We start from the raw sequence: 25,739 nt of genomic DNA on the forward strand, positions 1-25,739 counted from the left end.
TTAGATTTTAAATTTTAGACTTGAATTTTTAGATTGTTTGATAAATCTAAAATCGCCGATTTAAAAATCAAATCCGCAAAATTATTCTACCAAAAACCATATTTTACATGATATTTTAAACTCGTTAAAATACTTTATTTTTAGCGTTGCAAATTTACTACTATAATCTGAGCCTTCCATATATTGAACACGCTATCCTCATCCCTACTATTCAAATTTACCTGGCGAAGCTATCAAGCGCGTTTTTTGGAAGATTTCGAAATGCATATAGAAGATAAACATTTGCATATAGTAGCGCCTCCTGGCGCTGGAAAAACTGTTTTGGGGTTAGAAATGGTACGCAGAATAAACAAAAAGACACTCATTTTATCCCCCACTTTAACAATTCGTAATCAATGGTACGAGCGAATGTTAGAATGTTTTGTAAACGGTGAACATTCAATACAAGTTTCCTTCAACTTAAAAAACCCAAAAACACTTACCTTTTCTACGTATCAATCTTTACATTCTTTTTATAAGAATGAAATGGAAAGTTCTGATACTAAATTGCTTAATTTTTTTCAGAAATGTGGAATCGAAAATCTTCTTTTAGACGAGGCGCACCATCTAAAAAAGGAATGGTGGAAACCCTTAATTAGTTTAAAACAACTTCCAGATTGCACTGTAATTTCTCTGACCGCAACCCCACCATATGACAGTGAAGCCAATGAGATAGCCAACTATTTTAAATTGTGTGGTCCTATAGATATGGAAATCGGCTTACCAGAATTGGTAAAGGAAGGGAACATATGCCCACATCAGGATTATATTTATTTTTCGCTACCGGATGAAGAACAAATTCGATATATAATCAAATATCGCGAGCAGATACTAGCCTTTGTTTCATGGTTAAAAGCAGATGAAGATTTTAAAAACTTTATTCTGAAGCATCCATTTTATGAGAATACTGAAAATTTACTAGAAGCTATTTACGAACATCCAGATTTCTATTCGGCGATGCTTATATACTTAAATTCGATTGATTTTGAAATTCCTTCAGAAAAAATTGAAGTATTAGGGGTGAACCCAAAAAACATCACCTTCCCTTCATTTACTTATGAGTGGGTTGAAGCTTTACTGCAACCCCTTTTAGTTGATAATAGAGAGGTTTATATTGATAATGAAACTCTGCTAAATACCCTTGAAAAGAAGCTGCGAAAAATTGGTGCTTTCGATAAACAACGGATTAATCTTGTTGGCGAAGGCAATCTGTATCGTTCCCTCTCCCAAAGTCCTTCAAAGCTTAGGAGTATTGTTGAAATCACGAAGATAGAAAGTGAAAACTTAGGGAATTCACTGAGAATGGTAGTTCTTTCAGACTATATCAGAAAAGAGTATCTCGATTTTAAATATGGTGAGACGCTTTCAGATATCAACAAAATGGGGGTAGTTCCTATCTTTCAGCATCTTCGAAACAACATAAAGAACGACGATTCTTTAAAACTTCAAAAAAGTAAATTAGCCGTACTTACTGGCTCGTTGATTTTAATTCACAATTCGGTGTTGAATGAATTAACCTCTAATATATCTAGAAATGCTTTCACTCAATCCATTTTATGGGACACAGAGTATATTATTATCAAGCCAACATTATACGGAAAAAAGCAAATAATAGGCGCTATAACGCAACTATTTGAAGATGGATTTATTCAAGTCGTTGTTGGCACGAAATCGTTATTGGGTGAAGGCTGGGATGCACCAGCAATTAATACACTCATTCTAGCCTCATATGTTGGCTCCTTTGTAACCTCCAATCAAATGCGCGGTCGGGCACTTCGCATAAACCCTTTAAAACCCGAAAAAGTAGCAAACATCTGGCATCTTGCTTGCGTGGATCCCACTAGTAATATTGGCGGTGCCGATTTAGAAACGTTAACCCGAAGGTTTAATGCCTTCTGCGGAATTTCTCTTGAAAGACAACCTTATATACAAAACGGTATTTCCCGTTTTAAAATAACCAGGGCGCTCTCAGAAGTAGAAGTTTTAAATGAGAAAATGTGCTCTTTGGCATTAAATCGCCCCAACGTAAAGAAAAGATGGGATAAAGCGCTAGAAAAGGGAAACATATTGATTCGAGAGTTGAAGCTAGATTTTGAATCCAAAACAACTTCCACAAAACCAAAAAAGTATTATTATAGAGATTTAGTGAAATATGCCTTTGTCGAAATTTCAGTATTAATGGCAATTACCATTCCTGAACTTTTTTTAAAAAACTTTTTCACCTTAGTTTCACGTGGATTTCTTTATTTCTTCTATGCCGTAGGAAGCGGAATTGTTTTAATATTTGTCCCAAAAACTTTTAAAGCACTCAAATTATATCTTAAATATGGCAGAAGAGATAAACAGTTGAAAAAAATGGCAAATGCCTTAAAAGCAGCTATGATTGAAAAACAGATTATAAAATCTGCCGCAACCGAAATTGAAGTTGTAATTGAAAATATTAATCAAACGGAAATAAGCTGTTTTTTACAAGGTGCCACAGTTAAAGAAAGTTGGCTTTTTACAGATTACCTTGAAGAAATTATATCTCCTGTTGAAAATCCGCGCTATATTGTTAGTCAATCTGGCTGGTTTAGAAATAAATTGGGGCTTGCCAATTATTACAGCGTTCCAAAGCTATTTGCCGAAAGGAAAAAGGATGCAGATTTATTCTTCAGACATTGGAAAAAATACAATGGAAAGGCAGAACTCACTTTTACTAGAAATGCTATAGGCAGAAAACTATTGTTAAAAGCCCGCTTTCATTATTTTCAGCATGGGAACAACCTAAAATCAAAAAAGTCGTTGATATGGAAGTGATGGTAGTTCCCTGCAAAGGCGAAGCTAATTCACTTATGATCTGGGACTCCCTTGCAGGAACAGTGATATTTGTATCGCTGTGAAGAAAACTAGTCTGCAAAAGAAAGTTTCTGGACAATCAAGAAAATGGCTGTGCAGATTAAACCCACTCTTTAGGGTTTCTTAATACCTCAACAAGCTTTTCTTCTTCACTCCCCGCCTCTGGATGATGATCGTACTTCCATTGAACGTGTGGCGGTAAACTCATTAAAATACTCTCTATACGACCGTTGGTTTTTAATCCAAACAAAGTTCCTTTATCGTGAACTAAGTTGAACTCAACATAACGCCCACGACGAATTTCTTGCCAAGTTCTATTTTCTTCAGAATATGAAAGGTCTTTTCTCTTTTCAACAATCGGCAGATAACAATCTAAGAAACTATTACCAACTTCGGTTACAAAATTGTACCAGTCTTTCATATTCATCTCATCGGTCTTCTTTAAATAATCAAAAAACAAGCCTCCAACTCCACGAGCTTCATCGCGATGAGAATTCCAAAAATATTCGTCGCAACGCTTTTTGTACGTCGAATAAAACTCACTATTATGTTTGTCGCAAGCTGTTTTGCACACCTTGTGAAAATGTGCTGCGTCTTCTTCAAATAAGTAGTAAGGTGTTAAGTCTTGTCCTCCACCAAACCAACTATCTACAATATTTCCTGCAGCATCGTACATTTCAAAATAGCGCCAGTTTGCATGTACTGTTGGTACCATTGGGTTTTTTGGGTGTAGTACTAAGCTCAAGCCACAAGCAAAAAAATCTGCGTCTTTTACTCCGAAATACGCCTGCATACTTTCAGGTAATTTCCCGTGTACTTCACTAATATTAACTCCTCCTTTTTCAAAAACATTTCCGTTTTCAATCACGCGAGTTCGGCCGCCACCGCCTTCTTTGCGAATCCATTTATCTTCTTGAAACTTCGCCTTACCGTCTATTGACTCTAAGGCTGAAGTTATTTCGTTTTGTAAATTTTTTATGTAGGCTACAAATTGTTCTTTCATATTCTTTTTAGTTTGGGAGTTTGGGTCCACAAAACAGTTGCTTTTGTTGTTATCGCCGGGTAAGTCAAAATTATTTTGAATCTGACTATTTCCTGCAAGATGTTCCCCCGCCTTTTCTGCGGGGGCTCCTTGTAGGTCTTCTCCTGCAAGTATTTCTTTATTATGTGAATACGCCATATTTTCTATAGATTCAAAAAGAGTGTTAACTATATAATCTTTTGAAATTTTAAAATATTCTGGTTGACTTAGATTTAAATAATGATGAAAAGAGGAAAACTTATACTTTGTAATATCCTGTGTTTCTTTAGGATTATTATGAATATAAATTAAAAGAGACTTTATATAGTTTTCATCCTTAACCTTTATTCTTTTAAAATGCTTTTCAAATAAGCTTCCCGTACGTCCTGCAAATTTATTGAATGCCTTTGCATAAGCATTGAAAAAATCGGAAATACTCTTAGTAAATTCTTCCGGTTTCGAATTAACTTGAATAAGAAAATGGAAGTGATTATCCATTAAACAATAACCAAAAACTTCAACATTCTGAGCAACATATTTTCCAAATAATTGAAGAAAATAGCGTTTGTTTTCTTCAGTCTTAAAAATATTCTCCCCATTAATACCTCGATTGTAAATATGGTAGTAATGTGATTGTTCAATTGTTTCTAGTTTCATAATCCTTCGTTTTTAATACCTACAAGGTCTTAGAGACCTTGCAGGATGTCTTAGAGACCTTGCAGGATGGTTTCAAAACCTTACCAAAACGCAGACGAGTTACAGTATATTAGACACCCTTTGAGTTGTTTTTTGGTTTTCCAAAACTTTTAAAGTTTCTGTGCTTGCTGCGGTTACTGAAAGAGGTAAAACCAAGATAATTCCAACCACAGGAATTAATAGTACAAGCATAAATACAATACCGTTTCCTATTGCCAAACCTCGGTTTTTCTTAACAAATTGAATGCTTTCAGCATATTTAAAATGTCGCTCTAACGTATAGTCCATATTTCCAAAGCCTGCGTAATAACTCTGTATTAAAAACAACAAAATTGATGATGCTATTCCAATTACAGGGATAAAACCGATTAGAATTATAGGTATGGTAATCATTAACTCCATCAATAAGTTTCGGACATTTAGTCGAATTCCTCGCCATAATTGCCCCGCATTGGTTGTGTTTCTATGCGAGTGGTCTATGTTGTCCACCCCGTATAAATGCTTTTCAATTTTTTCTGAAACAGGACTCATAAAAGGTGCACTAAGTGCCATTACAATATGCCTATAAAGAATAAGCCCAAGTGCAATGATAATTAAGGCTCCTATAAATTCGCTTATCGTTTTAAAAGTCTCCGCTCCCCATTCCCAAAACCAAACTTTTGATATAAATGCACCAAGATTATCACTTAAACCCCAAGCTGAAAACGCAATTAAGATTGCCGTAAAAAAACTAATTGCCATCGGCACTCCAAAGTACTTCCAAAGCCCAAGTTTACTTATAAGCTTGAAAGTTCCAACGTATGCTCTTATGCCTCTTAGAATGTTTTTAATCATAGTTTTGAGTTTCAAACGTTGCAGAATAACTATAATGACAAACTAGGCTATATAGACCAACTTATCATCAAATCTCTCAACCTCTTCAACAGTTTCAATCTTTGCCGCTTCCTCTGCTTTTTGTTTCAAAAAAGTTACAATTTCTTCCTCGCTTTTATTCTTTATTTCTTCATAAAAAATAATTCCCATTAAATTATTATGGATATCCATGGCTCTATCTAATGGTTCGTTAGGTGAGAAATCCTCGTGCCAATCGGTGAACTTTTTAGCCCAAGCTTTTGCTTTTTCCTCATTCCTCCTCCACTTTAAGCATCTTCGGATTATCAATATCACCCAGAAGGCGTGCCTAAATGCATTTGCCGGATTATTTAAATGATGCGTATTGCCGTATTCTTTCTGTGCAATAAGCATACAATTTTTGGTGGCAAAAATGGTTGGAATTCCGTAAAACGGATTTCTAATAAAAAGACCAAGCAACCCAAAGAGTTGCTTGAAGTCTAATCTATTAAAAATTCGCCAAAGCATTTAATCTTGTTTGTATTCTTTTACAGCTTCTATAAAAGCACCTGCATTCTCAATTGGAATATTAGGTAAAATACCGTGTCCTAAATTTACTATATAACGATCTTTTCCAAACTCATCAATCATCTGTTTCACCATCTTTTTAATTTCAGACGGCGGACTGAAAAGTCTAGTCGGATCAAAGTTACCTTGTAGAGTGATGTTTCCTCCTGTTAAGTATCTAGCGTTTTTAGGAGAACAAGTCCAATCTACACCTAATGCAGAAGCACCACTTTTAGCCATTACATCTAAGGCAAACCAGCATCCTTTTCCAAATACAATAACTGGAGATTCATCTTTTAATGCGTCGATAATCTGTTGAATATATTTCCAACTAAATTCTTGATAATCGGTTGGTGAAAGCATTCCACCCCAGCTATCAAAAACCTGAACAGCATTAACACCTGCTTTTACCTTTTCTTTTAAGTATAAAATTGTAGTATCAGTAATCTTCTGAAGCAATTCGTGTGCAGCAACTGGTTGTGTAAAACAAAACTCTTTTGCTTTGTCAAAATTCTTACTTCCTTGACCTTGCACACAGTAGCATAAAATTGTCCATGGACTTCCAGCAAAACCAATCAATGGAATTTCATCGTTTAATTTTTCCTTGGTCATTTTAATAGCTTCCATTACATAGCCAAGTGTGTCATTAATATCTGGTACAATAACGCGTTCCAAATCTTTTTGAGAACGGATTGGCTCTGGAACCCACGGGCCAATTCCAGGTTTCATTTCTACGTGAATATTCATGGCCTGTGGAATCACCAAAATATCACTAAATAAAATAGCAGCATCCATTCCGTAGCGACGGATAGGTTGTACTGTAATTTCACTAGCGAGTTCAGGAGTTTGGCAACGAGTAAAGAAATCGTATTTCTCTTTAATCTCCATAAACTCCGGAAGATATCTTCCTGCTTGACGCATCATCCATACAGGTGGACGCTCCACGGTTTCTCCGCGAAGTGCTTTTAAGAATAAATCGTTTTTTATCATAGCATTATTATTATAAACCTAACAGATTTAACCCCATAGGCTTACAGATATTAAGTTCGTAACGTTTTTACAGTCTTCGCTATTACACTTTCAACAATTGTAGCGTTTGAAACAACTACATGATCTGTGTAATTTTTAGCTTCTGAAGCAGTTGTTGTGCCAATGCACACAGCCAAGGCTTCAGTTTTATTTTCTTTAAAATAACTTCTTACACCACTCGGACTAAAAAACATGATTGCATCAAATTGTCTTTCAATCTTTTTAGGTTGTAAGCTTGTATTGTATACTTTTATTTCTTCGAAAGAGACATTATTTTCATTTAAAGCTGAAGGGATAACGTCGCTTCTTATATTTCCACAGAAAAAATAAAAATGATCGTTTTTATGATTTTCAACTAAATATGGCGCTAATTCCGAAGCATATTCAGTCATTTTGATCACTTTTTGACCATTTTTCTCTAAAAGTGCCTTAGTCTTTTCTCCTACACAATAGCAATTCTGAATTTTAATATTCGCATGTTGAATAGCACTTACAGAGTTTTGACTCGTAATTATAGCATTATCAATTTCAGAAGGCGCTTTAAAGTCTATAAAGTCGATTTTTATTGCGTTGTATTCTACCAATGATATCCCTGCGTTAAGCAACAATTCCCTTTGGGAAAAGCTCAGTTTTTTGGTAGACAGAACGCTCTTCATTACAACACTATTAGCAGCCTATTTATTGGTATGCTGTTTAATTTCGGCCATTAATTCTTTTCCTCCATTAGACAGTATACTTAAAGCACATTCTCTTCCAAATCTTTTATAATCTGATGTTTTTACGCTTTTTTCAATTTCAAGCATATCTTTTCCATCTAAAGAAAATAAGCATCCTTTAAACATCACCTCATCGTCAATAATTTGAGCATATGCACCAATTGGCGCAGTACACCCACCCTCTAAAGTGTTTAAAAATTCTCTTTCTATGTGGGTGCATATTTCTGAAGCGGAATGATTCAATTTTGATGTAGCTTCTATTGAAAACGGATCGTTCTCCATTGCAACTATCACCATCGCGCCTTGTGCTGGCGCAGGAATCATCCAATCTAAGTCGATGAATTTTCCTGGCAACACATTAATTCTTTCCAATCCTGCCTTAGCAAAAATTGCTCCCTCCCATTTATTGTCTTTCAATTTCTGAAGACGGGTATTTACATTTCCGCGTAAATCAACCAAATTATGATTGGGATATCTGTGTAACCATTGTGCTTGTCTGCGAAGACTTCCAGTTGCAATTGTACAAGGTTTTTCAAAGTCAACCTCAGATTCAACTACTAGAATATCCTGTGATGTAGCTCTTTCTAATACTGCAGTTTGCACTATTCCTTTAGGTAAAAGAGTAGGTACATCTTTCATACTGTGCACTGCTATATCAACAATACCGTTAATCATAGCTACATCTAGCGTTTTGGTAAATATACCAGTAATACCCATCTCGTAAAGAGGCTTGTCTAGGACTAAGTCTCCTTCTGATTTTACGGGCATTAGCTCGGTTTTATAACCTAGATTTTCTAGTTTAGATTTTACAGTATTGGCTTGCCAAAGTGCTAGTTCACTATCGCGGGTACCAATTCGAATGGTTTTTTTCAAGACTAAGCAGTTTCAAGTTGGAAAACTCTTCTAATTAGTTCAATACTTTCGGCAGAGCCTTCTTCGCCTTTTAAGTGATTGACAAAATGTGTAGTAATTTTTTGAATTAGCCTATCGCTGATAATATCGGCTTGTTCTTGATTAAAGCCTTCTATCTTTTTACTTTGATAGTCTATCTCACCTTCTTTAATTTCAGCAAGCTTAAGTTTTAAAGCTCTAATGGTAGGAGCAAATTTTCTGTTGTCCGCCCATTTATTGAAATCTTTTTCAATTTCAGAAATAATCTTTCTCGCTTTTGGCAATTGTGATGCACGTTGTTCTAAGGTTTCATCGGTTAATGCTGAAAGTTCATCCAAATGAACTAGCGTTACCAATTCATTTTCTAAAACATTTTCAGAAACGTTTTTAGGAATTGAAAGATCTAAAATTAAAAGTGGTCTTTTTAAATATAAAAGTTCCTTTGAAATAGTTGGCTGTTGTGCGCCTGTTGCAACAATAAGAATATCGGTTTGCGCTATTTCACTTTGTATATCGGCATAATCCTTAACCACCAAATTAAATTTACCTGCAACTTTCTCAGCAGTTTCTTTGGTGCGGTTTATAAGGGTTATATGATCGTTTTTTGTGTGTTTTATTAAGTTCTCACAAGTATTTCTACCAATTTTTCCAGTTCCGAAAAGTAAAATATTTTTTTCTGAAACCTCTGGAACCATCTTCATAATGTATTGCACCGCGGCAAAACTAACAGATGTTGCTCCTGAAGAAATTTTAGTCTCATTTTTTATACGCTTACTTGCTTGAATAACTGCATTTGCAAGACGCTCCATAAATGGATTGAAAATATCGTGTTTTTTAGACTCGCGAAACGAATTACGCAACTGACTAATAATCTCGAAATCTCCTAAAATCTGACTATCTAATCCAGTTCCAACAGTAAAAATATGCGAAACGGCATCGTGGTTTTTATAAATATAGGCTACTTTTTCAAACTCTTCTACAGTACCATTTGTATATTCGCATAGTAACTTTATAAGCTGATATGGATGTTGTGCAAAACCATAAAGCTCCGTACGATTACAAGTAGAAATAACGGTAAGTGATGGAATTCTATTTTCTTTCGCTTGCTTTAAGATTTGCTTTTTTGTATTATCATCAATACTAAAATGACCGCGTATCTCGGCATCTGCTTTTTTATAGTTTAGTCCAATCGCGTAAAAATGACCCTCAAGGGTTTCACCAGAATATGACTTTAAGTTATTTTTCATCCACAAAGTATATTTGAGAAATAGAAATTAAGGATGCCTAGCTTATTCATTTCTGTAGTATGTAAAAGATTTTTAGGCATAATATTAAAACTAGGCAAATGTACTGTCATACTTTTTCAAAAAGTAACGCTAGCGGTATCTTTTGTATCGCTACGTGTTAAAATTAATCAAAATATGACATTTATCATATATAATGCCCTAATTTAGCGGTTTCCCAACAAATATAACATATTTTTATTTAGAACTATTCTAAATAAATCAATTCAATATCTAAATGAATAATCAAAAAAATACCGCTCAAAGTTTACATGAAAACGGGGTAGGTTTTTATGAAGAAATAGCAATTGAAACTGGTTTTTTCATTTTAAAATTCAACAACGAAACTAATGATAATCAAATATTTAAGCGAGAAGTAAGTTCTAACTTTATTCAATTTCACTTTTGCATAAAAGGAGCGGCATCATTTTCATTCAACAATGGTAACTACGTTCTACCTATAAAAGAAAATAACTCACTTTTACTATATAACCCTCAAAGAGATTTACCGTTAGATTTGCACGTAACCCCTAACACCTGGGTGCTTTCAGTATTGCTTCCTATTAATAAGTTCCACAGTTTTTTTTCAACGGAAGCCGATTATATCACCTTCTTAAATGAAGAAAATAAAGACCGGAAATATTATAAGGACAGTCCAATTTCACCTTCTATGGCAATTGTGTTGAATCAATTGATGAATTACAACTTACACCCAACTATAAAACCTCTCTATTTTAAAGGGAAAGCTTATGAGTTGCTAAGTTTATATTTTAATCGTCCTGCCGATGCCGACATAGAGCAATGTCCGTTTTTAGCAGATGAAGTGAATATTTCAAAAATTAAACAGGCCAAGCAAATTATTATCTCTAGAATGGCTGAGCCACCTACCCTACAACAGCTTGCCGATGAAATTAATTTACCAATTAACAGATTAAAAGAAGGATTTAAGCAAATTTACGGCGATTCGGTTTTTAGTTTTTTATTCGACTATAAAATGGAAGTTGCACGTCAATTATTAGCAACAGGATCACATAACGTAAACGAAGTTGGGCTTAAAGTAGGATATAGTACTTCAAGTCATTTTATATCCGCATTTAAAAAGAAATTCGGCACTACTCCAAAGAAATTTTTAATGGGTCTTAATGTTTAAACATCCTAAATACTAAAGTTTTTAAATGTCTATTGAAACTGAACTAGTAGAAACCATCTTTAAAGATCTCACTTTCACTTTTGAAGAGAAACAATTACTAGCGCAAAGTTTTAAAAAACTAAATCTTCCAAAACACAGTTTATTGCTAGAAGCTGGACAGCAGGTTTACGACCAATACTTTGTTGCAGACGGATGTTTACGTACATATTATATAGACCCAGAAGGGAAGGAACACACGGTTCAATTTGCAATAGAAGATTGGTGGATTAGCGATTACACAGCATTTTTTAGCAGCAGCAAAGCAGTAATGAATATTGAATGTATTCAGGATGCTACACTTTTTAAAATATCTAAAAAAGACATGGAATTGCTTTATTTAAAGATTCCAAAGCTAGAATCTTTCTTTCGCAAAAAAATGGAGCGCGCCTTTGCCTCTTTTCAAAAAAGAATAATTTCTAATCTCGCTCAATCTGCCTCCGAGCGTTATTTAAATTTTGTAAACTCCTATCCCAATATAGAGCAAAACGTAAAAAACTACCATATTGCTTCCTATCTAGGAATTACCACCCAAAGCCTTAGCCGAATTCGCAAAGAACTAGTAAAAGGTTGATTTATTACCATAGGTCAATTTTTTTGACAATTCTACCCGCTACCTTTGCTGTTATAAATAAGTGAATAGAGTTTAAAGGCTATGAAATTATTCATTAAACAGAATTTAATTCTTTTTACGGTGATAATCGCCGCGTTAACTTGTTCTTGTGGAAACTCACAAAAAGACGAGATAACAAATGAAGAGTTAAAGCCATTAACACAAGAAAAGATGAAAAAGGTATTATTTGTATTGACAAGTCACTCTGATTTAGGAGATACAGGAGAGAAAACGGGATTTTGGGTAGAAGAATTTGCTGCTCCTTATTATTTACTTAAAGATAAAGGTGTTGAAATTACAATAGCATCTCCTAAAGGAGGTCAACCGCCGATGGACCCAAAAAGCGAATCTCCCGAATCACAAACCCCAGCTACGGTTAGGTTTTATAAAGATAAAGAAACGCAAACCATACTTGGCAACACAGTAAAACTAGAAACAGTAGATCAAGCAAACTTCGACGCTGTTTTCTATCCTGGTGGACACGGACCGTTATGGGATTTAGCTGAAGACAAAAATTCTATTGCACTTATAGAGTCATTTTATAATAACGACAAAACAATTGCAGCTGTATGTCACGCTCCTGCAGTATTCAAGAATACTAAAAAAGCAGATGGCACACCTTTGGTTAAAGGAAAAAAGGTTACAGGTTTTACTAATAGTGAAGAAGATGCTGTACAATTAACCAATGTTGTTCCATTTTTAGTTGAAGACATGTTGAAAGAAAATGGAGGAGAATATTCTAAAGGTGAAGATTGGGCTGTTTATGCAGTTGAAGATGGACTATTAATTACAGGTCAAAACCCAGCATCTTCAGAATTAGTTGCTGAGAAATTATTAGAAAAATTAAATAAGTAAAAGTTAAGAAAACCATAGATATATGAAATTAATTGAAGATTTGAAGTGGCGTTATGCTACTAAAAAAATGAATGGAGAAACCATTCCACAAGAAAAACTTGATTATATATTAGAAGCAGCGCGATTAGCTCCTTCGTCTTCTGGACTTCAACCTTATAAAATATTTGTAATCACTAATAAAGAGTTATTACTTAAATTAAAGCCAGCAGCTTGGGATCAAAGTCAGATTTTGGATGCTTCACACGTTTTAGTTTTTGCTTCTTGGGATGGGTATACTTTAGACAGAATAGAATCTGTTTTCAATTACACAATGAATGAGCGTGGATTACCGCTTGAAACTATGGACGCATATAAAAACAACCTTTGGAGTATGTACGAACCACTAAGTCAAGAGTGGCATGCACATCACGCTGCTAAACAAGCTTATATTTCATTTGGTTTGGCTATTGCAGCTGCAGCTGAGCAAAAAATTGACGCTACACCTATGGAAGGATTTACTCCTGAAACTGTAGATGAGCTTCTAGACTTAAAGAAACAAGGTCTAAAGAGTACACTTATTTTAACGCTAGGTTACCGCGATGAATCGGAAGACTGGTTGGTAAATATGAAAAAAGTACGCACTCCAAAAGAAGAATTTATAACTGAGATAAGTTAGAGTTTGATTAATTGTTAGTTTGTAAACCCCCGATATTCAACGAAAATTGAATTTTCGGGGATTTTTTTATTTTAATATTTTCTGCTTCAGAAATTAAGGCTTAAATAACACATAAGCTTTTCTAATATTGCCATAGGATTAATTACCAATATCAATCTTGAAGGTTCAATTTTAAAAGAGTAATTTTGTTTTTTTAAATTTAAATCACAAATGAAAGGAGTTCTCCTAGTAAATCTCGGTTCACCTGATAGCACCGACCCGAAAGACTTAAAAAAATATCTTGACGAATTTTTGATGGATCCACGGGTTATTGACGTTCCCTTTTGGCTTCGCTCTTTTATAGTAAGAGGAATTATATTAAACACTCGACCTAAGAAATCAGCCGAAGCTTACAAAAAGATTTGGTGGGATGAGGGCTCTCCTTTAATTGTAATTTCAGAACGACTTCAAGAAAAAATTCAGAAAAAAACTACAATTCCTGTTGCTTTGGCCATGCGTTATGGAAGTATGACCTTAAAAAAAGGGCTACAAGAATTGGTTGACCAAGGCGTGGATGAAGTTTTAACGATTCCATTATACCCACAATTTGCAATGGCTACAACCGAAACCATTGATGTGAAAGTGGAAGAACTAAAAAAGGAGTTTTTTCCGCAACTTGAAATAACATCACTTCCGGCTTTTTACAATAAGCCAGAATATATTGAAGTACTTTCAAAAAGTATTGCCGAAAGTTTGGAAGGTGTAGATTATGAGCATTTGCTGTTTAGTTATCACGGTGTTCCTGAACGACATATTTACAAAAGAGATATAACTAAAAGTCATTGTAAAATAGACGGCAGCTGTTGTGTAACAGATTCTCCAGCCCACGAATATTGCTATCGTCATCAATGTTTTAAAACAACCGAATTAGTTGCCGAAAAACTAAACTTAAAACCTGGAACATATTCTAATGCCTTTCAGTCGCGTTTAGGTTTTGATCCTTGGTTAAAACCACCTACAGACAGAACAATTGAAAGATTTGGATTAGAAGGAGCTAAAAAAATTGCAGTTGTAACACCTGCTTTTGTGAGTGATTGCCTAGAAACACTGGAAGAAATCGCTATGGAAGGTGAAGAAATTTTTCACGAAGCTGGCGGAAAAGAATTCACAACAATACCTTGTCTAAACGATCGTGACGATTGGGTTGATGTTTTAACAGGCTGGATTGACCAATGGAGAATTGCAGATGTAAAAACGGCAATTGCCTAATTGAACCATATCTCTTTATATAAAGAGAATGCAATTTTCAGGGTAATAAATTTTCAGAAACTATATGAAACCTAATCAGTCTGATGCTCTTGGTACCGATGCTATTGGTAGCTTATTGGTAAAACAAGCTTTACCCGCCTCAATCGGAATTTTAGTGATGTCACTCAATGTAGTGGTAGACACTATTTTTGTTGGGAATTGGATTGGTTCTATTGCCATTGCAGCAATAAATGTAGTTCTACCTGTATCATTTTTTATTGCCGCTTTGGGTATGGCAATTGGTATTGGAGGATCTTCTATTATATCTAGAGCTTTAGGTTCTAACAACAGGGCGAGAGCTCTTAAAACCTTTGGAAATCAAATCACACTAACGCTGTTGCTTACTGTAGCAATGGTGATTTTTGGATTAACTTTTATTAACGATTTAATTCCAGCTTTCGGAGGTAAAGGCGACATATTTGAGCCTGCAAAGATTTATTATCGCATAGTATTATACGGAGTGCCCCTTCTCGCCCTTAGTATGATGGGAAACAATGTAATCCGCGCTGAAGGGAAACCAAAATTCGCAATGATTGCGATGATTATTCCTTCCATAGGAAACCTCCTTTTAGACTATATTTTCATTTATATCTTCGATATGGGGATGGCAGGTGCCGCATGGGCGACCACTATTTCATACTCCTTATCTTTCTTTTACATACTTTATTATTTCTTAAGCGATAAAGCTGAACTAAAAATAAACTGGTCACATTTTGGACTTGACCTTTCTATATTAAAGGAAATATCGGCTTTAGGGTTTGTAACCTTAGCGAGGCAGGCAGTAGTTAGTGTAACCTATCTGTTAATGAATAATATTCTCTTTAATTTTGGCGGCGAAGCTTCAGTTGCAGCCTATGGAATTATTGGGAGAATGTTGATGTTTGCACTCTTCCCAGTTCTAGGAGTTACCCAAGGATTTCTACCTATCGCAGGTTATAATTATGGCGCAAATAAATACAAACGCGTAAGAGAAAGCATTAACAAAGCCATATTATACGCAGGAGGATTAGGGATTTTAATTTTCATATTAATAATGTCGTTTCCTGAAGCTATAACTTCCGTATTTACTAATGACCCCGACATTCTTTCAGAAACTCCGCATTATATGCGCTGGGTGTTTGCTGCTACTCCTATTATTGCAATTCAACTAATAGGTTCGGCTTACTTTCAAGCAATTGGAAAAGCAGTTCCCGCTTTGCTGCTAACATTAACAAGACAAGGTTTTTTCTTTATCCCATTTATTTTTATTCTTCCGTATTACTTCGGTGAATTAGGGGTTTGGATTTCTTTCCCAGTGGCAGATATACTGTCTACTATCGTTACTGGATATTTTTTAAATAGAGAAATTCGAAAAACCCTAAAAGAATAAATATTAAAAGGTTACTTTTAAACTGTTTTTCTATACTATTTCAATGGAACAATACTACCTATACATAAAATCACTTCACCTTATTTTTATAGTTACTTGGTTTGCTGGACTTTTTTATATTGTTCGCTTGTTTGTTTATCAAATTGAAGCTTCACAAAAACCTTCTCCTGAAAAAGAAATTTTAGGAAAACAACTCAACATAATGGCTTCTCGATTATGGAATATCATTACTTGGCCAAGTATGATTCTAGCAGTATTTTTCGGAATATGGCTTATTAGTATGCGAATGTTTTGGCTTACAGATGCTTGGATGCAAGTAAAATTAGCGTTTGTAGTCGCGCTTATTATTTATCACTTAAAGTGCCATCAAATTTTTAAACAACTTCAAAAAGGGGTAATTAAACACACTTCAAATTCAATGCGACTCTTTAATGAAGTGCCGACCATCATTCTCTTTGCTGTTGTATTCTTAGTAATCCTAAAAAGTGCTGTAAACTGGATTTACGGAACTGTAGGAATCATCGCTTTTTCTATGTTATTGATGATGGGATATAAAATGTATAAAAGAATTAGAGAAGAAAAGAACAATTAAGAATTATGAAATTTAAATTCTGAATTAAAGCGGATTAATTATTGCTATCTTTCTTCTTCAAAATGATATAAGTGTACTTTTATAAAAAATCGCTACGTACTAGAATCTTTCTCTCCATGATTTTCTTAGTCATTGGAGCCTCAGTACTTATTGTTATTGTTACCGTTAATCAGTACAAAACAGAAGCTGAAGATTATCATCGTGATCGATTGTTACGTAAAGAATCGGCTATTCGTGCTAACATTAAATACGTTTTAGACAATACTACCTATCCCGAAGAAACAAACCAAATTCCTCTAATTTTTAAGGATAAGATATACGAAATAAAAGATATCCACGGACTCGAAATTTTCCTTTACGACCTCGATGGGAATCTTTTAAAATCTTCAAGACCTTCTTTTTTCAGAGATACAGTCTCACAAAAAATCCCAGACTTGGTTTTGGAAAAGCTTCAAAATTCATCAAATAAAAACTATATAAAAGCATTTGAAGAAGGAGGCCAAAAATACCAATCGTCTTACACTTACATTACAGATAGTTATTTTAAGCCCCTAGCGATACTTAACCTACCGTATATAGAAGACGATGACCTAATCAACAAAGAGCTTATAGACTATCTCTACAGGCTTGGAATCGCCTATTTACTAATGTTGTTAGTGGCGATTGCAATGGCATATTTTCTTTCAAAATATATTACTCGATCTTTAAAGGAAATAAGTGAAAAGTTAGCAGAAACCCGTTTTGATACTCGAAACAAGAAAATACACCTTAGCGACACTCCTTCCGAAATCTCAACACTTATCAATGCGTATAATAGAATGATTGACGAATTGGAAAAAAGTGCCGCACAGCTCGCAGCTAGCGAACGTGAAACTGCTTGGCGTGAAATGGCAAAGCAAGTAGCACACGAAATTAAAAATCCGCTTACCCCTATGCGACTTACAGTTCAGAGTTTTGAACGGAAATTTGATCGCAACGACCCAGATATTGAACAAAAAATTGCTGAGTACACCAACACCATGCTTCAGCAAATAGACACTTTGAGCTCCATTTCTTCGGCTTTTTCAACCTATGCAAAAATGCCAGCGCAGCAAGATGAAACACTAAACGTAGTTAAAATCACAAAATTAGCCTTAGAGATTTTTACTGAAGATTATATATATTTCTTTTCAGAAGAAGAGGAAGTTCGCGTACTATTCGACAGAACACAGCTAGTTAGGGTGGTTACCAATTTGGTTAAAAACAGTATTCAATCTATTGAGCAGAAAAACCCTGAAGAGCCACGAATTGATGTGGAAGTAATAGCTAAAGAAGCTTTCGTAAGTATACGCGTTACAGACAATGGAATTGGCGTACCAGACGAAAACAAAGAAAGAATTTTTGAACCGCAATTTACCACTAAATCTAGCGGGATGGGACTTGGCTTAGGAATGGTGAAAAATATAGTTGAGAGATACGGCGGAACAATATCGCTAACTTCGACTTCAGAAAAAACCACTTTTGAAGTTTCATTCCCAGCAATGCAATAGGTTTTTAGTAGCTTTGTGGTAACAACTTTTATAAACGTAAGTTCTTGCTGTCGCCGAAATAAAATTCCATACAAACTGGCATCCGAAACTAATAGTATCGAGATCTTAAACTGAAAAAAGTTAGTGTAAAAAAGAAAAAGGATTATCTAAAAAAATATAAAATGAGCTATCAAAACATACTTTCCGAAACTGATAATGGGATTACTACCATCACAATTAATCGACCATCAAAATTAAACGCTTTAAACCGTGAAACTATACAAGAACTTCACACTGCTTTTAAAGAAGCAGATGAATCTTCAGAGACGAAAGTGATTATTGTTACTGGTAGTGGTGAGAAAGCTTTCGTAGCAGGTGCAGATATTAGTGAGTTTGCAGATTTTTCGGTAGCTGAAGGAGGAAATCTTGCCGCTAAGGGACAAGAATTACTTTTCGACTTTGTTGCAAACCTAACTACTCCTGTAATAGCAGCTGTTAATGGCTTTGCTCTTGGTGGCGGACTAGAATTAGCTATGGCAGCACACTTCCGTATAGCTTCAGACAATGCTAAAATGGGATTACCAGAAGTTTCACTAGGTGTAATTCCTGGATATGGAGGTACACAACGCCTTCCTCAGCTGGTTGGTAAAGGTCGTGCTATGGAAATGATTATGACAGCGGGAATGATTGATGCTAACCAAGCCTTGCAGTACGGATTAGTAAATCAAGTAACTACTCCTGAGGCATTAATTGAAACTACTGAAAAGATTGCTGGGAAAATTATGAGAAACTCATCTGTTGCAATTAAATCGGCTATAAAAGCGATAAACGCTAATTACGAAGACGGCGTTAACGGATTTAATATTGAAATTGAAGAATTCGGAAACTGCTTTGGTACCGAAGACTTTAAAGAAGGAACACAGGCTTTTCTTGAAAAGAGAAAAGCAGATTTTCCTGGGAAATAATATTTTTCAAGGAAGCGGATATTTTTCATCTTAATAATTTTAATTATTTCACAATTTATGAAAAAACTACTTTTTCTATTCTGCTTATTTTTGAGTTCATTAGTCCACGCACAGGCAGATTCGCTAAAGGTTGCGGCAAGTGAAATCTTTAAAGATGAAAAATATAAAACAACCCTACTCTTTGCCAAAGAAGATACTAACGGCGATATTTTTACGGTTCGAAATTATTATTCAAGCGTTTCAAACCCCAAAGGATATTATATTGAGCATTACAGCAAAGATTTAAAATTGCTTAAAAGAACTGAGGTTGAAGTAAACCGGAACGAAATAAAAGGTTTGTTTTTAACCGAAGATTCAGTGGTTCTACTACAATTTCAATACAATTACAAAGCGAAAGAATATGCCTTTGCTACTTTAACTTCTTCAAAAGAAAATTTCAATTTTAGTGAAAAAGAAATCTATGCTTTAGACAGGAACCGCATAAACAAATACGATCATTTTGGCATTCGCAGCGAGCCAGAATACAATCTGCATCACAATTATAACTTCGGTGATATTGTGGAATCTGAAAATGGAGAATTTACAGCACTAAATCTATTTACCAAAACTAAAAAGGGCAGTGCATTGTTGGTTATTGCTTTTAATAAAAATTTAGAAAAGCTATATGAATACGAATTTGAAAATATAATTTCTCTTAATGAAGCAGAAAATAAAAGTCTGCAATTGCAGTACTTTAATATGGTTATAGACAACGAAGGGAAGATCTATTTTTTAGGACGGGTTTTTAACGACAAGATAGTTTTAGAAAAGAAAAACGCTCCAAATTATTATTTCATCCTTTTTTCAGCAGATAAAGTTTCTAAAAAACAACAGCCAATTTCCATAATGAGCAACAATATTATTCGTTCGCTCCAATTGATAAACAATGCAGATAAGCTTGCCGCAGTAGGACTTTACACAGATCCGTCAACCACAGGTTTTTTTGACAATTACATGGGATACAGTGGTGTAGTGCGATTTAATTTAGATCTAAAATCGTTAGCGACCTCCTCGGAATCCTTCCAGCCTTTTTCCGAAAAATTTATGATAGAAAAATATGGAAAAGTAAAAGAGAAATTAAAATCTTCGCTCTCGTATAGAAATACATTTATGCTAGAAAATGGTGACGTAATTATTAATTCTGAAGAATTTTGGATGGATGGATCTGGCGATTATGTAAATGCAAATAGAATCTATAAAGACATTATTAGTTGCCGAATAAGTGGTAATGGCGAATTAGTTTGGGCAAAAAACATCAATAAAAAGCAAAACGCTTGGTCGCTCGACAATATTCCTTTCCTGTCGTATGCCTCCACAGCCAAAAACAATGTTTCGTATTATTTTATGAATGCGGCTTCCGATTTAAAAATTTTAAAAAACAATGATGTTGAATTTAAAGAAGGACCTCGATTATATCTTTTAAAAATGTACGAAACAGGCACATTTAGATATGAGAAAATTTTGTATCCCGATATTTACAATGCACAGCTCGGACTGCGATTTGGGGTACTGTTAAACAAATCGGATATATTGGTACAAGCAGAAAGCAATAAAAAACCAATGTTGGTTAAATTATATTTTTAGTTCTCCATGCATCCTCTAAGTTTTTAGAGTATTCCTTACTCTTAACCAAAGCATGGATCATTCTCAAAAGTTGTGTGTGAATTGAAATAGAATTCTCACTCGTTGTAGATTAACCAGAATATTTGCATAAACACAACAATTGTTCTTGATCCGATTTTTGCATAAACACAACAATTGTTCTTGATCCCACAATATTCCATAACAGTATAAAAAACAAAAAACCCAGACGGTTGTCTGGGTTTGTTTGCTCCTCTTCTTGGGCTCGAACCAAGGACCCTCTGATTAACAGTCAGATGCTCTAACCAACTGAGCTAAAGAGGAATTTATGTCTTGCCTTTGCTAGCTTTTGCTTGCTATTACAATCTCTTAGATTGCGTAGGCGGGTGCAAATATAAGCCTTTTTTACATTCATCAAAATAAAAAAATAAAAAAAATTAAAAATTTTAACTTTTTTATCTTTCTGCTTAAACTTGCAGGTTTCTATTATTCAAATAACCAGCGATATATGTCATTTCCATTGGCGAAAAGAACCAAAGCAATTAATATGAAAAATCCAACCATTTGAGCATACTCCATAAACTTATCGTTAGGTTTTCGGCCTGAAATCATTTCATATAATAAAAACATTACGTGACCTCCATCCAAAGCAGGAATAGGCAGAATGTTCATAAACGCTAATATAATAGATATAAGCGCGGTTGTTTCCCAAAACCTCACCCAATCCCAAGCTTCTGGGAAAAGGTTACCAATGGCTCCAAAACCTCCAACCTTAGTAGCTCCTTTCTTAGTGAATACATATTTAAATTGCGATGCGTAATCCTTAAGCGTATTGTAACCATAACCAAAACCGCCAACTATACTTTCACCTAGAGTATATTCCACCTTAGTCTGTCCCACTTGTGAAATAACTTCTTTCCTAGAAACATTTATTCCTATTAACCCTTCCTCATTAGGCTTAACTCTTAAGGTATCTTGGCTGTTGTTTCTTTCTACAACAATAATATTTTCATCATTAGTAGATAGCAACTTTTGAAACTCATCATAATATTTGATATTGGTTCCATTAACAGCAATAATTTTATCGTTCTTCAAAAACCCTGCTTTGCCAGCAGGATAATCTGCTAATACAGTGTCTATAATTGTTGATGTTCTTGGAAGAAACGGAAAGTGCGTGTCATTCTGAAACATTTTTGTTCCAGCGTCATCAGGTACTGAAATTGTTTCAATAGTTCCATCTGCATGTTTTACCTCAACCGAGGAAACATCGCGTAAAAACATATACTTGTTGATTTTCATTACATCTTCAAACGGCTCTCCATTTACTTTTAAGATATGATCTCCATTTCGGAAACCGTATTCTTCAAATTGCTCTGTAACTGCAAAACCTTGAGGAATATCTTCGTTGGTAGTAATACTACTTCCGTTGAAATACAGAAGACTCATATAAATAACAAAACCAACAATAATATTAACTGTAACCCCACCAAGCATAATAATTAGTCGCTGCCAAGTTGGTTTACTTCGAAACTCCCATGGTTGTGGCGGTTGTGCCATCTGTTCCTTGTCCATACTCTCGTCAATCATTCCGGATATTTTCACATAACCTCCTAAGGGCAACCAACCGATTCCGTAAACGGTTTCGCCTATTTTCTTTTTGAAAAGTGAAAATTTCACATCAAAGAAAAGATAGAATTTTTCAACTCTAGTTTTAAAAAGTTTTGCGGGTATAAAATGCCCTAACTCGTGAAGGACAATTAACAATGAAAGACTTAAAAGTAATTGTATAGCTTTAACAGCAAATGGACTCATAATTTCTTGAATAGATATTTATATAAAATAGTCGCGATTTTAAATAGGACACTTAGTCAAAAATCGAACCAATTCTTCAATTTTTCTAAGCAGTACAAATATAGCTCCATTGAAAAATCGCACAAAAGTAATCTTTTAGAGCTTGCAAAAAAAATAAGCGGATGTGTTACTTCTTATTAATTAATGAAATATACCTGTATAACTTCAATCGCTTTTGGAAGAAACGAACTACTCTTTTACCATGGTTTTATTGATAACCCCTTCGGATGTTTCTATCTGAAAAAATAAAATTCCACTTGATAAGTCTGAAACATTGATACTTTCTGAAAAAGCTTCAGCATAAAGTAATTGGCCTAAGGCGTTAAATATCCTAACTTGAGAAACATTTAATGATTCAGATTTACTCAATTTGATTTCGCTTGATGTGGGGTTTGGATACAATACAATTTGATTTTCTAAAGTGAATTCATTAACCCCTAAAATTACTTGGTCATTTCTTGAGATAATATCATTTTCAGGATCGAATTGAACGTTTTGAACGGTAAAATTTACAGCCGGCTGAAAGTTTTGCCCATTAAAAGTATTATCAAGAACAATGTCTAAAGTTTCACCTTGCGTCCCTGTCAATCGCAAAGGCACAGGTACTTCAAAATAAGATACAGAGGAATGACTTTGCGACTGATTTATTCTCACATTAATATTACCTGTAGTTGTTTGATTCCAACTGATATTAAAACTTGGATAGCCTTCGCCATAAACCCAATCATTAAAAAATTCGGAAAGGTTTTCACCGCTTGCATTTTCTAAGTTTCTAATTAAATCAGGCGTTTTTGCGTATCCATAAGAAAGTAATGGATCTGACAAATAATCTTGTAAGCCTTGAAAAAACACTGCATCTCCTAATTTCTTCCGAAGCATATGAATTACCATTGCCCCCTTACTATAAGAAAGCCTGCTGTTAAAAATTCGCCCCACAGTAGTAGTGTCTTGAGCAGGAATATAAACCGACCCATTTGGAGCATCGGTAATGTAGGAGGTTTGGTCTTGTTTCCAACTATTAAAAGCACCTGAGCCGTCAAGACTTTCTACAACCATTCCCGACATATATGTAGCAAAACCTTCATTTAACCAGATATCCTGCCAGCTTCCACAAGTAACTTTATTTCCAAACCATTGATGCCCTAATTCGTGAGCTATCAATCCACGAGAAAATCCACCCATAAAAGAAACAGTGGTATGTTCCATACCTCCGCCCCAACCAAATTGAGCGTGACCATATTTTTCTTCAGCATATGGATACGGTTCAAACTTGTCGGCAAAAAGATTCATGATATCAACCGTTACAGGAGTTTGGGTTTGCACATAACTTAAATCTTCTGGATAAACATAATTGACTATTTCAAATGGATTTCCATTGTTATCAACAGTATGCGAATACACCGAGTAGTTTGTTACTGCAATGGCAACCAAATATGCTGGAATTGGATATTGATGACGAAAATGAGTGGTTTTATTATTTCCATTTACCGTCTGATTTATTTCTAAACCATTGGAAACAGCAATATATTCCTCATTTGAAGGATTATATCGTGGTGTAGTGAGATATACATCAAGTAATTCTATTTTGTCTATTAAGTCTTGCTTACAAGGCCACCAAGCTTTTGCTCCAAAAGGTTCCGATAAAGTCCATAAAACAGGATCGCCTTGATGAGTCGCTATCTCAAAAGATCCAAAGCCAGAACTTATCGGGTTACCAGAATAACTTATAGACAGTGAATCTAAAACACCTTGATTTTGAATCTGCGGTAGTGTAATTACAACCTCATCATTACTGTTTTGGGTGAATGAAAGCGAAACTCCTCTTTGTTTTACTTCTGAAACGGTCATATTATCGACCAATTCAAAAACAATAGAACTCATATTTTCTTTTGCTTCAAAATGCGAAGTTACCTTTCCACTTATATAAGCTTGAGTAGGATTTACATTCAATTCTAAGCGCGCGTATTTTAAATCGTAATTGCCTGTATTCATATTGCGTTGTGGAGCAAAATGACCACTTGCCGATTTTGCTTCAGCTTCACTAATTTCGTCCAAATAATGATTTTGTGAAAATGCGATGAAGGATATAAATAGGAAAAACGGAAGAACTAAATGTTTCATTTCTGTGATATTAAAGGCGGTGACTGAATACCGCTAAATTAAGGTGTTAAATGTATTCATTTTGATAGTTTTAGGGCTTATTTTTGCAATTTAATATAAATCATCAGTCTAAAATCTTACGATATGCTTACTTTTTTTAAGAAGTATAAATTCTTTGGAATTGTTTTTCTTATCATTTCAATTATCATAATTACCATTATATATTCTGTAATGAAACCGAAAGAAGTGCTACGCGTTTATCAACCTGCCGATGTAACAGCAGAATTAGTAGACACGACAATGCAATACGTGAAAAAATACCACACTATCGCCGATTTTAGCCTTCTAAACCAAAATGGGAAAACGGTAACACAAGATGATTATGCCGATAAAATTTATGTGGCCGATTTCTTTTTTACTACGTGCCAAACCATCTGCCCTATTATGACAGACCATATGGTAAAAATTCAAGAGGAATTAAAAGACGACGATGAAATTTTACTACTATCTCACACCGTTACTCCCGAAATAGATAGCGTGCCTCAACTTAAAAAATATGCCGTTGAAAAAGGGGTTAATGATGCTAAGTGGAATTTGGTTACAGGGGATAAAAAAGAAATTTACGACCTCGCTCGAAAATCATACCTCGCTGCAAAAGACGTTCCTTATGAGGAGTACGATTTAATTCACACCGAAAACTTCGTACTTGTTGATAAAAAGAAACGCATCCGTGGGTTTTATGACGGTACAGACCCGGAAGCTATCGAAACACTTCTTCACGATATTGAAGTTCTAAAAAAGGAAGATTCAGAAAGATAGTATTGTAACTTTTCAATTGAATAATCTAAAAGCTTTCCCTTTCTGGGTACAAGTGAATACAATAAAGGAGAGAAATCTTAAAAAAGAGGTCAAATTTTTCTGATTCGTGAGTTCTGAATTCTGAATTAAAAAACTTACTTTTGCCTTGTTTAAATTCAATCTAAATAAATAGAAGTGCTAACAATCGCATCTTTAAAGAAAGGACAACGCGGAATTATCAAAGAATTTTCTGTTGATGTAGTTCCGTTGAAGCTACTAGAAATGGGCTGCCTTCCGGGCAATGAAGTCACTTTGGTTCAAATTGCTCCTTTTAGAGATCCATTGTATTTAAACATAAATGGAAGTCATTTAGCTATCCGTTTAGAAATGGCTTCTAAAATTGAGATTGACCTGATATAACATCAAAAC

At 34.7% G+C, this 25,739-nt stretch carries 22 protein-coding genes, 1 tRNA gene and 1 pseudogene; 13 read left to right on the top strand and 11 right to left on the bottom strand.

The window, feature by feature from the left end:
• Nucleotides 1–183 precede the first annotated feature (183 nt).
• Nucleotides 184–2,838 (top strand): DEAD/DEAH box helicase family protein, encoded by a 2,655-nt coding sequence (locus H4O20_RS00900; RefSeq protein ID WP_139856183.1) that lies wholly within the window; start codon nt 184–186, stop codon nt 2,836–2,838.
• A gap of 139 nt (nt 2,839–2,977) precedes the next feature.
• Here H4O20_RS00900 and hemF read toward each other — a convergent pair whose 3' ends face one another.
• The 8 genes and pseudogenes from hemF to hemA all read right to left on the bottom strand — a co-directional run bounded on the left by hemF (nt 2,978) and on the right by hemA (nt 9,875).
• Nucleotides 2,978–3,880, bottom strand: coding sequence for an oxygen-dependent coproporphyrinogen oxidase (gene hemF, locus H4O20_RS15080; protein ID WP_246051423.1), 903 nt, complete (start codon nt 3,878–3,880; stop codon nt 2,978–2,980).
• 321 nt (nt 3,881–4,201) lie between these two features.
• Nucleotides 4,202–4,555: pseudogene (locus H4O20_RS15290) on the bottom strand (transposase); the annotation flags it as partial.
• 99 nt (nt 4,556–4,654) lie between these two features.
• A complete protein-coding gene (locus H4O20_RS00910) occupies nt 4,655–5,428 on the bottom strand; it encodes an EI24 domain-containing protein (RefSeq protein WP_139856185.1) in 774 nt (257 codons plus the stop codon).
• A gap of 42 nt (nt 5,429–5,470) precedes the next feature.
• Nucleotides 5,471–5,953 carry a hypothetical protein gene (locus H4O20_RS00915; protein WP_185097978.1) on the bottom strand — a complete coding sequence of 161 codons (483 nt, stop codon included), beginning with the start codon at nt 5,951–5,953 and terminating at the stop codon, nt 5,471–5,473.
• Entirely contained in the window at nt 5,954–6,982 is a 1,029-nt protein-coding gene (gene hemE / locus H4O20_RS00920) for a uroporphyrinogen decarboxylase (protein WP_139856187.1), read from the bottom strand.
• A 50-nt stretch (nt 6,983–7,032) separates the two neighbouring features.
• A complete protein-coding gene (locus H4O20_RS00925; RefSeq protein ID WP_185097979.1) occupies nt 7,033–7,677 on the bottom strand; it encodes a uroporphyrinogen-III synthase in 645 nt (214 codons plus the stop codon).
• Nucleotides 7,678–7,695: 18 nt separating this feature from the next.
• Nucleotides 7,696–8,610 carry a hydroxymethylbilane synthase gene (gene hemC, locus H4O20_RS00930; protein ID WP_185097980.1) on the bottom strand — a complete coding sequence of 305 codons (915 nt, stop codon included), beginning with the start codon at nt 8,608–8,610 and terminating at the stop codon, nt 7,696–7,698.
• Between the two features lie 2 nt (nt 8,611–8,612).
• Entirely contained in the window at nt 8,613–9,875 is a 1,263-nt protein-coding gene (gene hemA / locus H4O20_RS00935; protein ID WP_185097981.1) for a glutamyl-tRNA reductase, read from the bottom strand.
• 274 nt (nt 9,876–10,149) lie between these two features.
• Here hemA and H4O20_RS00940 point away from each other — a divergent pair, with 274 nt between their 5' ends.
• The 10 genes from H4O20_RS00940 (at nt 10,150) to H4O20_RS00985 (ending at nt 20,564) form a co-directional block, all read left to right on the top strand.
• On the top strand, nt 10,150–11,061 hold the full coding sequence (locus H4O20_RS00940; RefSeq protein ID WP_139856191.1) for a helix-turn-helix transcriptional regulator: 912 nt from the start codon (nt 10,150–10,152) through the stop codon (nt 11,059–11,061).
• A gap of 25 nt (nt 11,062–11,086) precedes the next feature.
• Nucleotides 11,087–11,671, top strand: coding sequence for a Crp/Fnr family transcriptional regulator (locus H4O20_RS00945; RefSeq protein WP_185097982.1), 585 nt, complete (start codon nt 11,087–11,089; stop codon nt 11,669–11,671).
• Between the two features lie 81 nt (nt 11,672–11,752).
• Entirely contained in the window at nt 11,753–12,565 is an 813-nt protein-coding gene (locus H4O20_RS00950; protein ID WP_185097983.1) for a type 1 glutamine amidotransferase domain-containing protein, read from the top strand.
• A gap of 22 nt (nt 12,566–12,587) precedes the next feature.
• Nucleotides 12,588–13,220, top strand: a complete 633-nt coding sequence (locus H4O20_RS00955; RefSeq protein ID WP_139856193.1) for an NAD(P)H-dependent oxidoreductase — start codon at nt 12,588–12,590, stop codon at nt 13,218–13,220.
• A gap of 210 nt (nt 13,221–13,430) precedes the next feature.
• Entirely contained in the window at nt 13,431–14,468 is a 1,038-nt protein-coding gene (gene hemH / locus H4O20_RS00960; protein ID WP_165145909.1) for a ferrochelatase, read from the top strand.
• Between the two features lie 64 nt (nt 14,469–14,532).
• A complete protein-coding gene (locus H4O20_RS00965; RefSeq protein ID WP_185097984.1) occupies nt 14,533–15,876 on the top strand; it encodes an MATE family efflux transporter in 1,344 nt (447 codons plus the stop codon).
• A gap of 43 nt (nt 15,877–15,919) precedes the next feature.
• Nucleotides 15,920–16,468, top strand: a complete 549-nt coding sequence (locus H4O20_RS00970) for a CopD family protein (protein ID WP_185097985.1) — start codon at nt 15,920–15,922, stop codon at nt 16,466–16,468.
• Between the two features lie 116 nt (nt 16,469–16,584).
• Nucleotides 16,585–17,997 carry an ATP-binding protein gene (locus H4O20_RS00975; protein WP_221442659.1) on the top strand — a complete coding sequence of 471 codons (1,413 nt, stop codon included), beginning with the start codon at nt 16,585–16,587 and terminating at the stop codon, nt 17,995–17,997.
• A gap of 161 nt (nt 17,998–18,158) precedes the next feature.
• Nucleotides 18,159–18,941 carry an enoyl-CoA hydratase/isomerase family protein gene (locus H4O20_RS00980; RefSeq protein ID WP_185097987.1) on the top strand — a complete coding sequence of 261 codons (783 nt, stop codon included), beginning with the start codon at nt 18,159–18,161 and terminating at the stop codon, nt 18,939–18,941.
• Nucleotides 18,942–18,998: 57 nt separating this feature from the next.
• On the top strand, nt 18,999–20,564 hold the full coding sequence (locus H4O20_RS00985; protein ID WP_185097988.1) for a hypothetical protein: 1,566 nt from the start codon (nt 18,999–19,001) through the stop codon (nt 20,562–20,564).
• A 247-nt stretch (nt 20,565–20,811) separates the two neighbouring features.
• On the opposite strand, the gene H4O20_RS00990 is transcribed toward H4O20_RS00985, so the two are convergent.
• The 3 genes from H4O20_RS00990 to H4O20_RS01000 all read right to left on the bottom strand — a co-directional run bounded on the left by H4O20_RS00990 (nt 20,812) and on the right by H4O20_RS01000 (nt 24,533).
• A tRNA-Asn gene (locus tag H4O20_RS00990) sits at nt 20,812–20,885 on the bottom strand.
• Between the two features lie 162 nt (nt 20,886–21,047).
• Entirely contained in the window at nt 21,048–22,373 is a 1,326-nt protein-coding gene (rseP, locus tag H4O20_RS00995) for an RIP metalloprotease RseP (protein WP_165145891.1), read from the bottom strand.
• Nucleotides 22,374–22,601: 228 nt separating this feature from the next.
• Nucleotides 22,602–24,533 carry a M1 family aminopeptidase gene (locus H4O20_RS01000; RefSeq protein WP_185097989.1) on the bottom strand — a complete coding sequence of 644 codons (1,932 nt, stop codon included), beginning with the start codon at nt 24,531–24,533 and terminating at the stop codon, nt 22,602–22,604.
• A gap of 123 nt (nt 24,534–24,656) precedes the next feature.
• Between H4O20_RS01000 and H4O20_RS01005 the strand changes: the two genes are divergently transcribed.
• The gene (locus H4O20_RS01005) at nt 24,657–25,331 is read left to right on the top strand and encodes an SCO family protein (RefSeq protein ID WP_185097990.1); all 675 of its coding nucleotides are present in this window, start codon (nt 24,657–24,659) and stop codon (nt 25,329–25,331) included.
• A gap of 174 nt (nt 25,332–25,505) precedes the next feature.
• Entirely contained in the window at nt 25,506–25,730 is a 225-nt protein-coding gene (locus H4O20_RS01010; RefSeq protein WP_139854388.1) for a FeoA family protein, read from the top strand.
• Nucleotides 25,731–25,739: the final 9 nt, after the last annotated feature.

This window comes from Aequorivita sp. 609, from assembly GCF_014212065.1.
Taxonomy (GTDB): domain Bacteria; phylum Bacteroidota; class Bacteroidia; order Flavobacteriales; family Flavobacteriaceae; genus Aequorivita; species Aequorivita sinensis.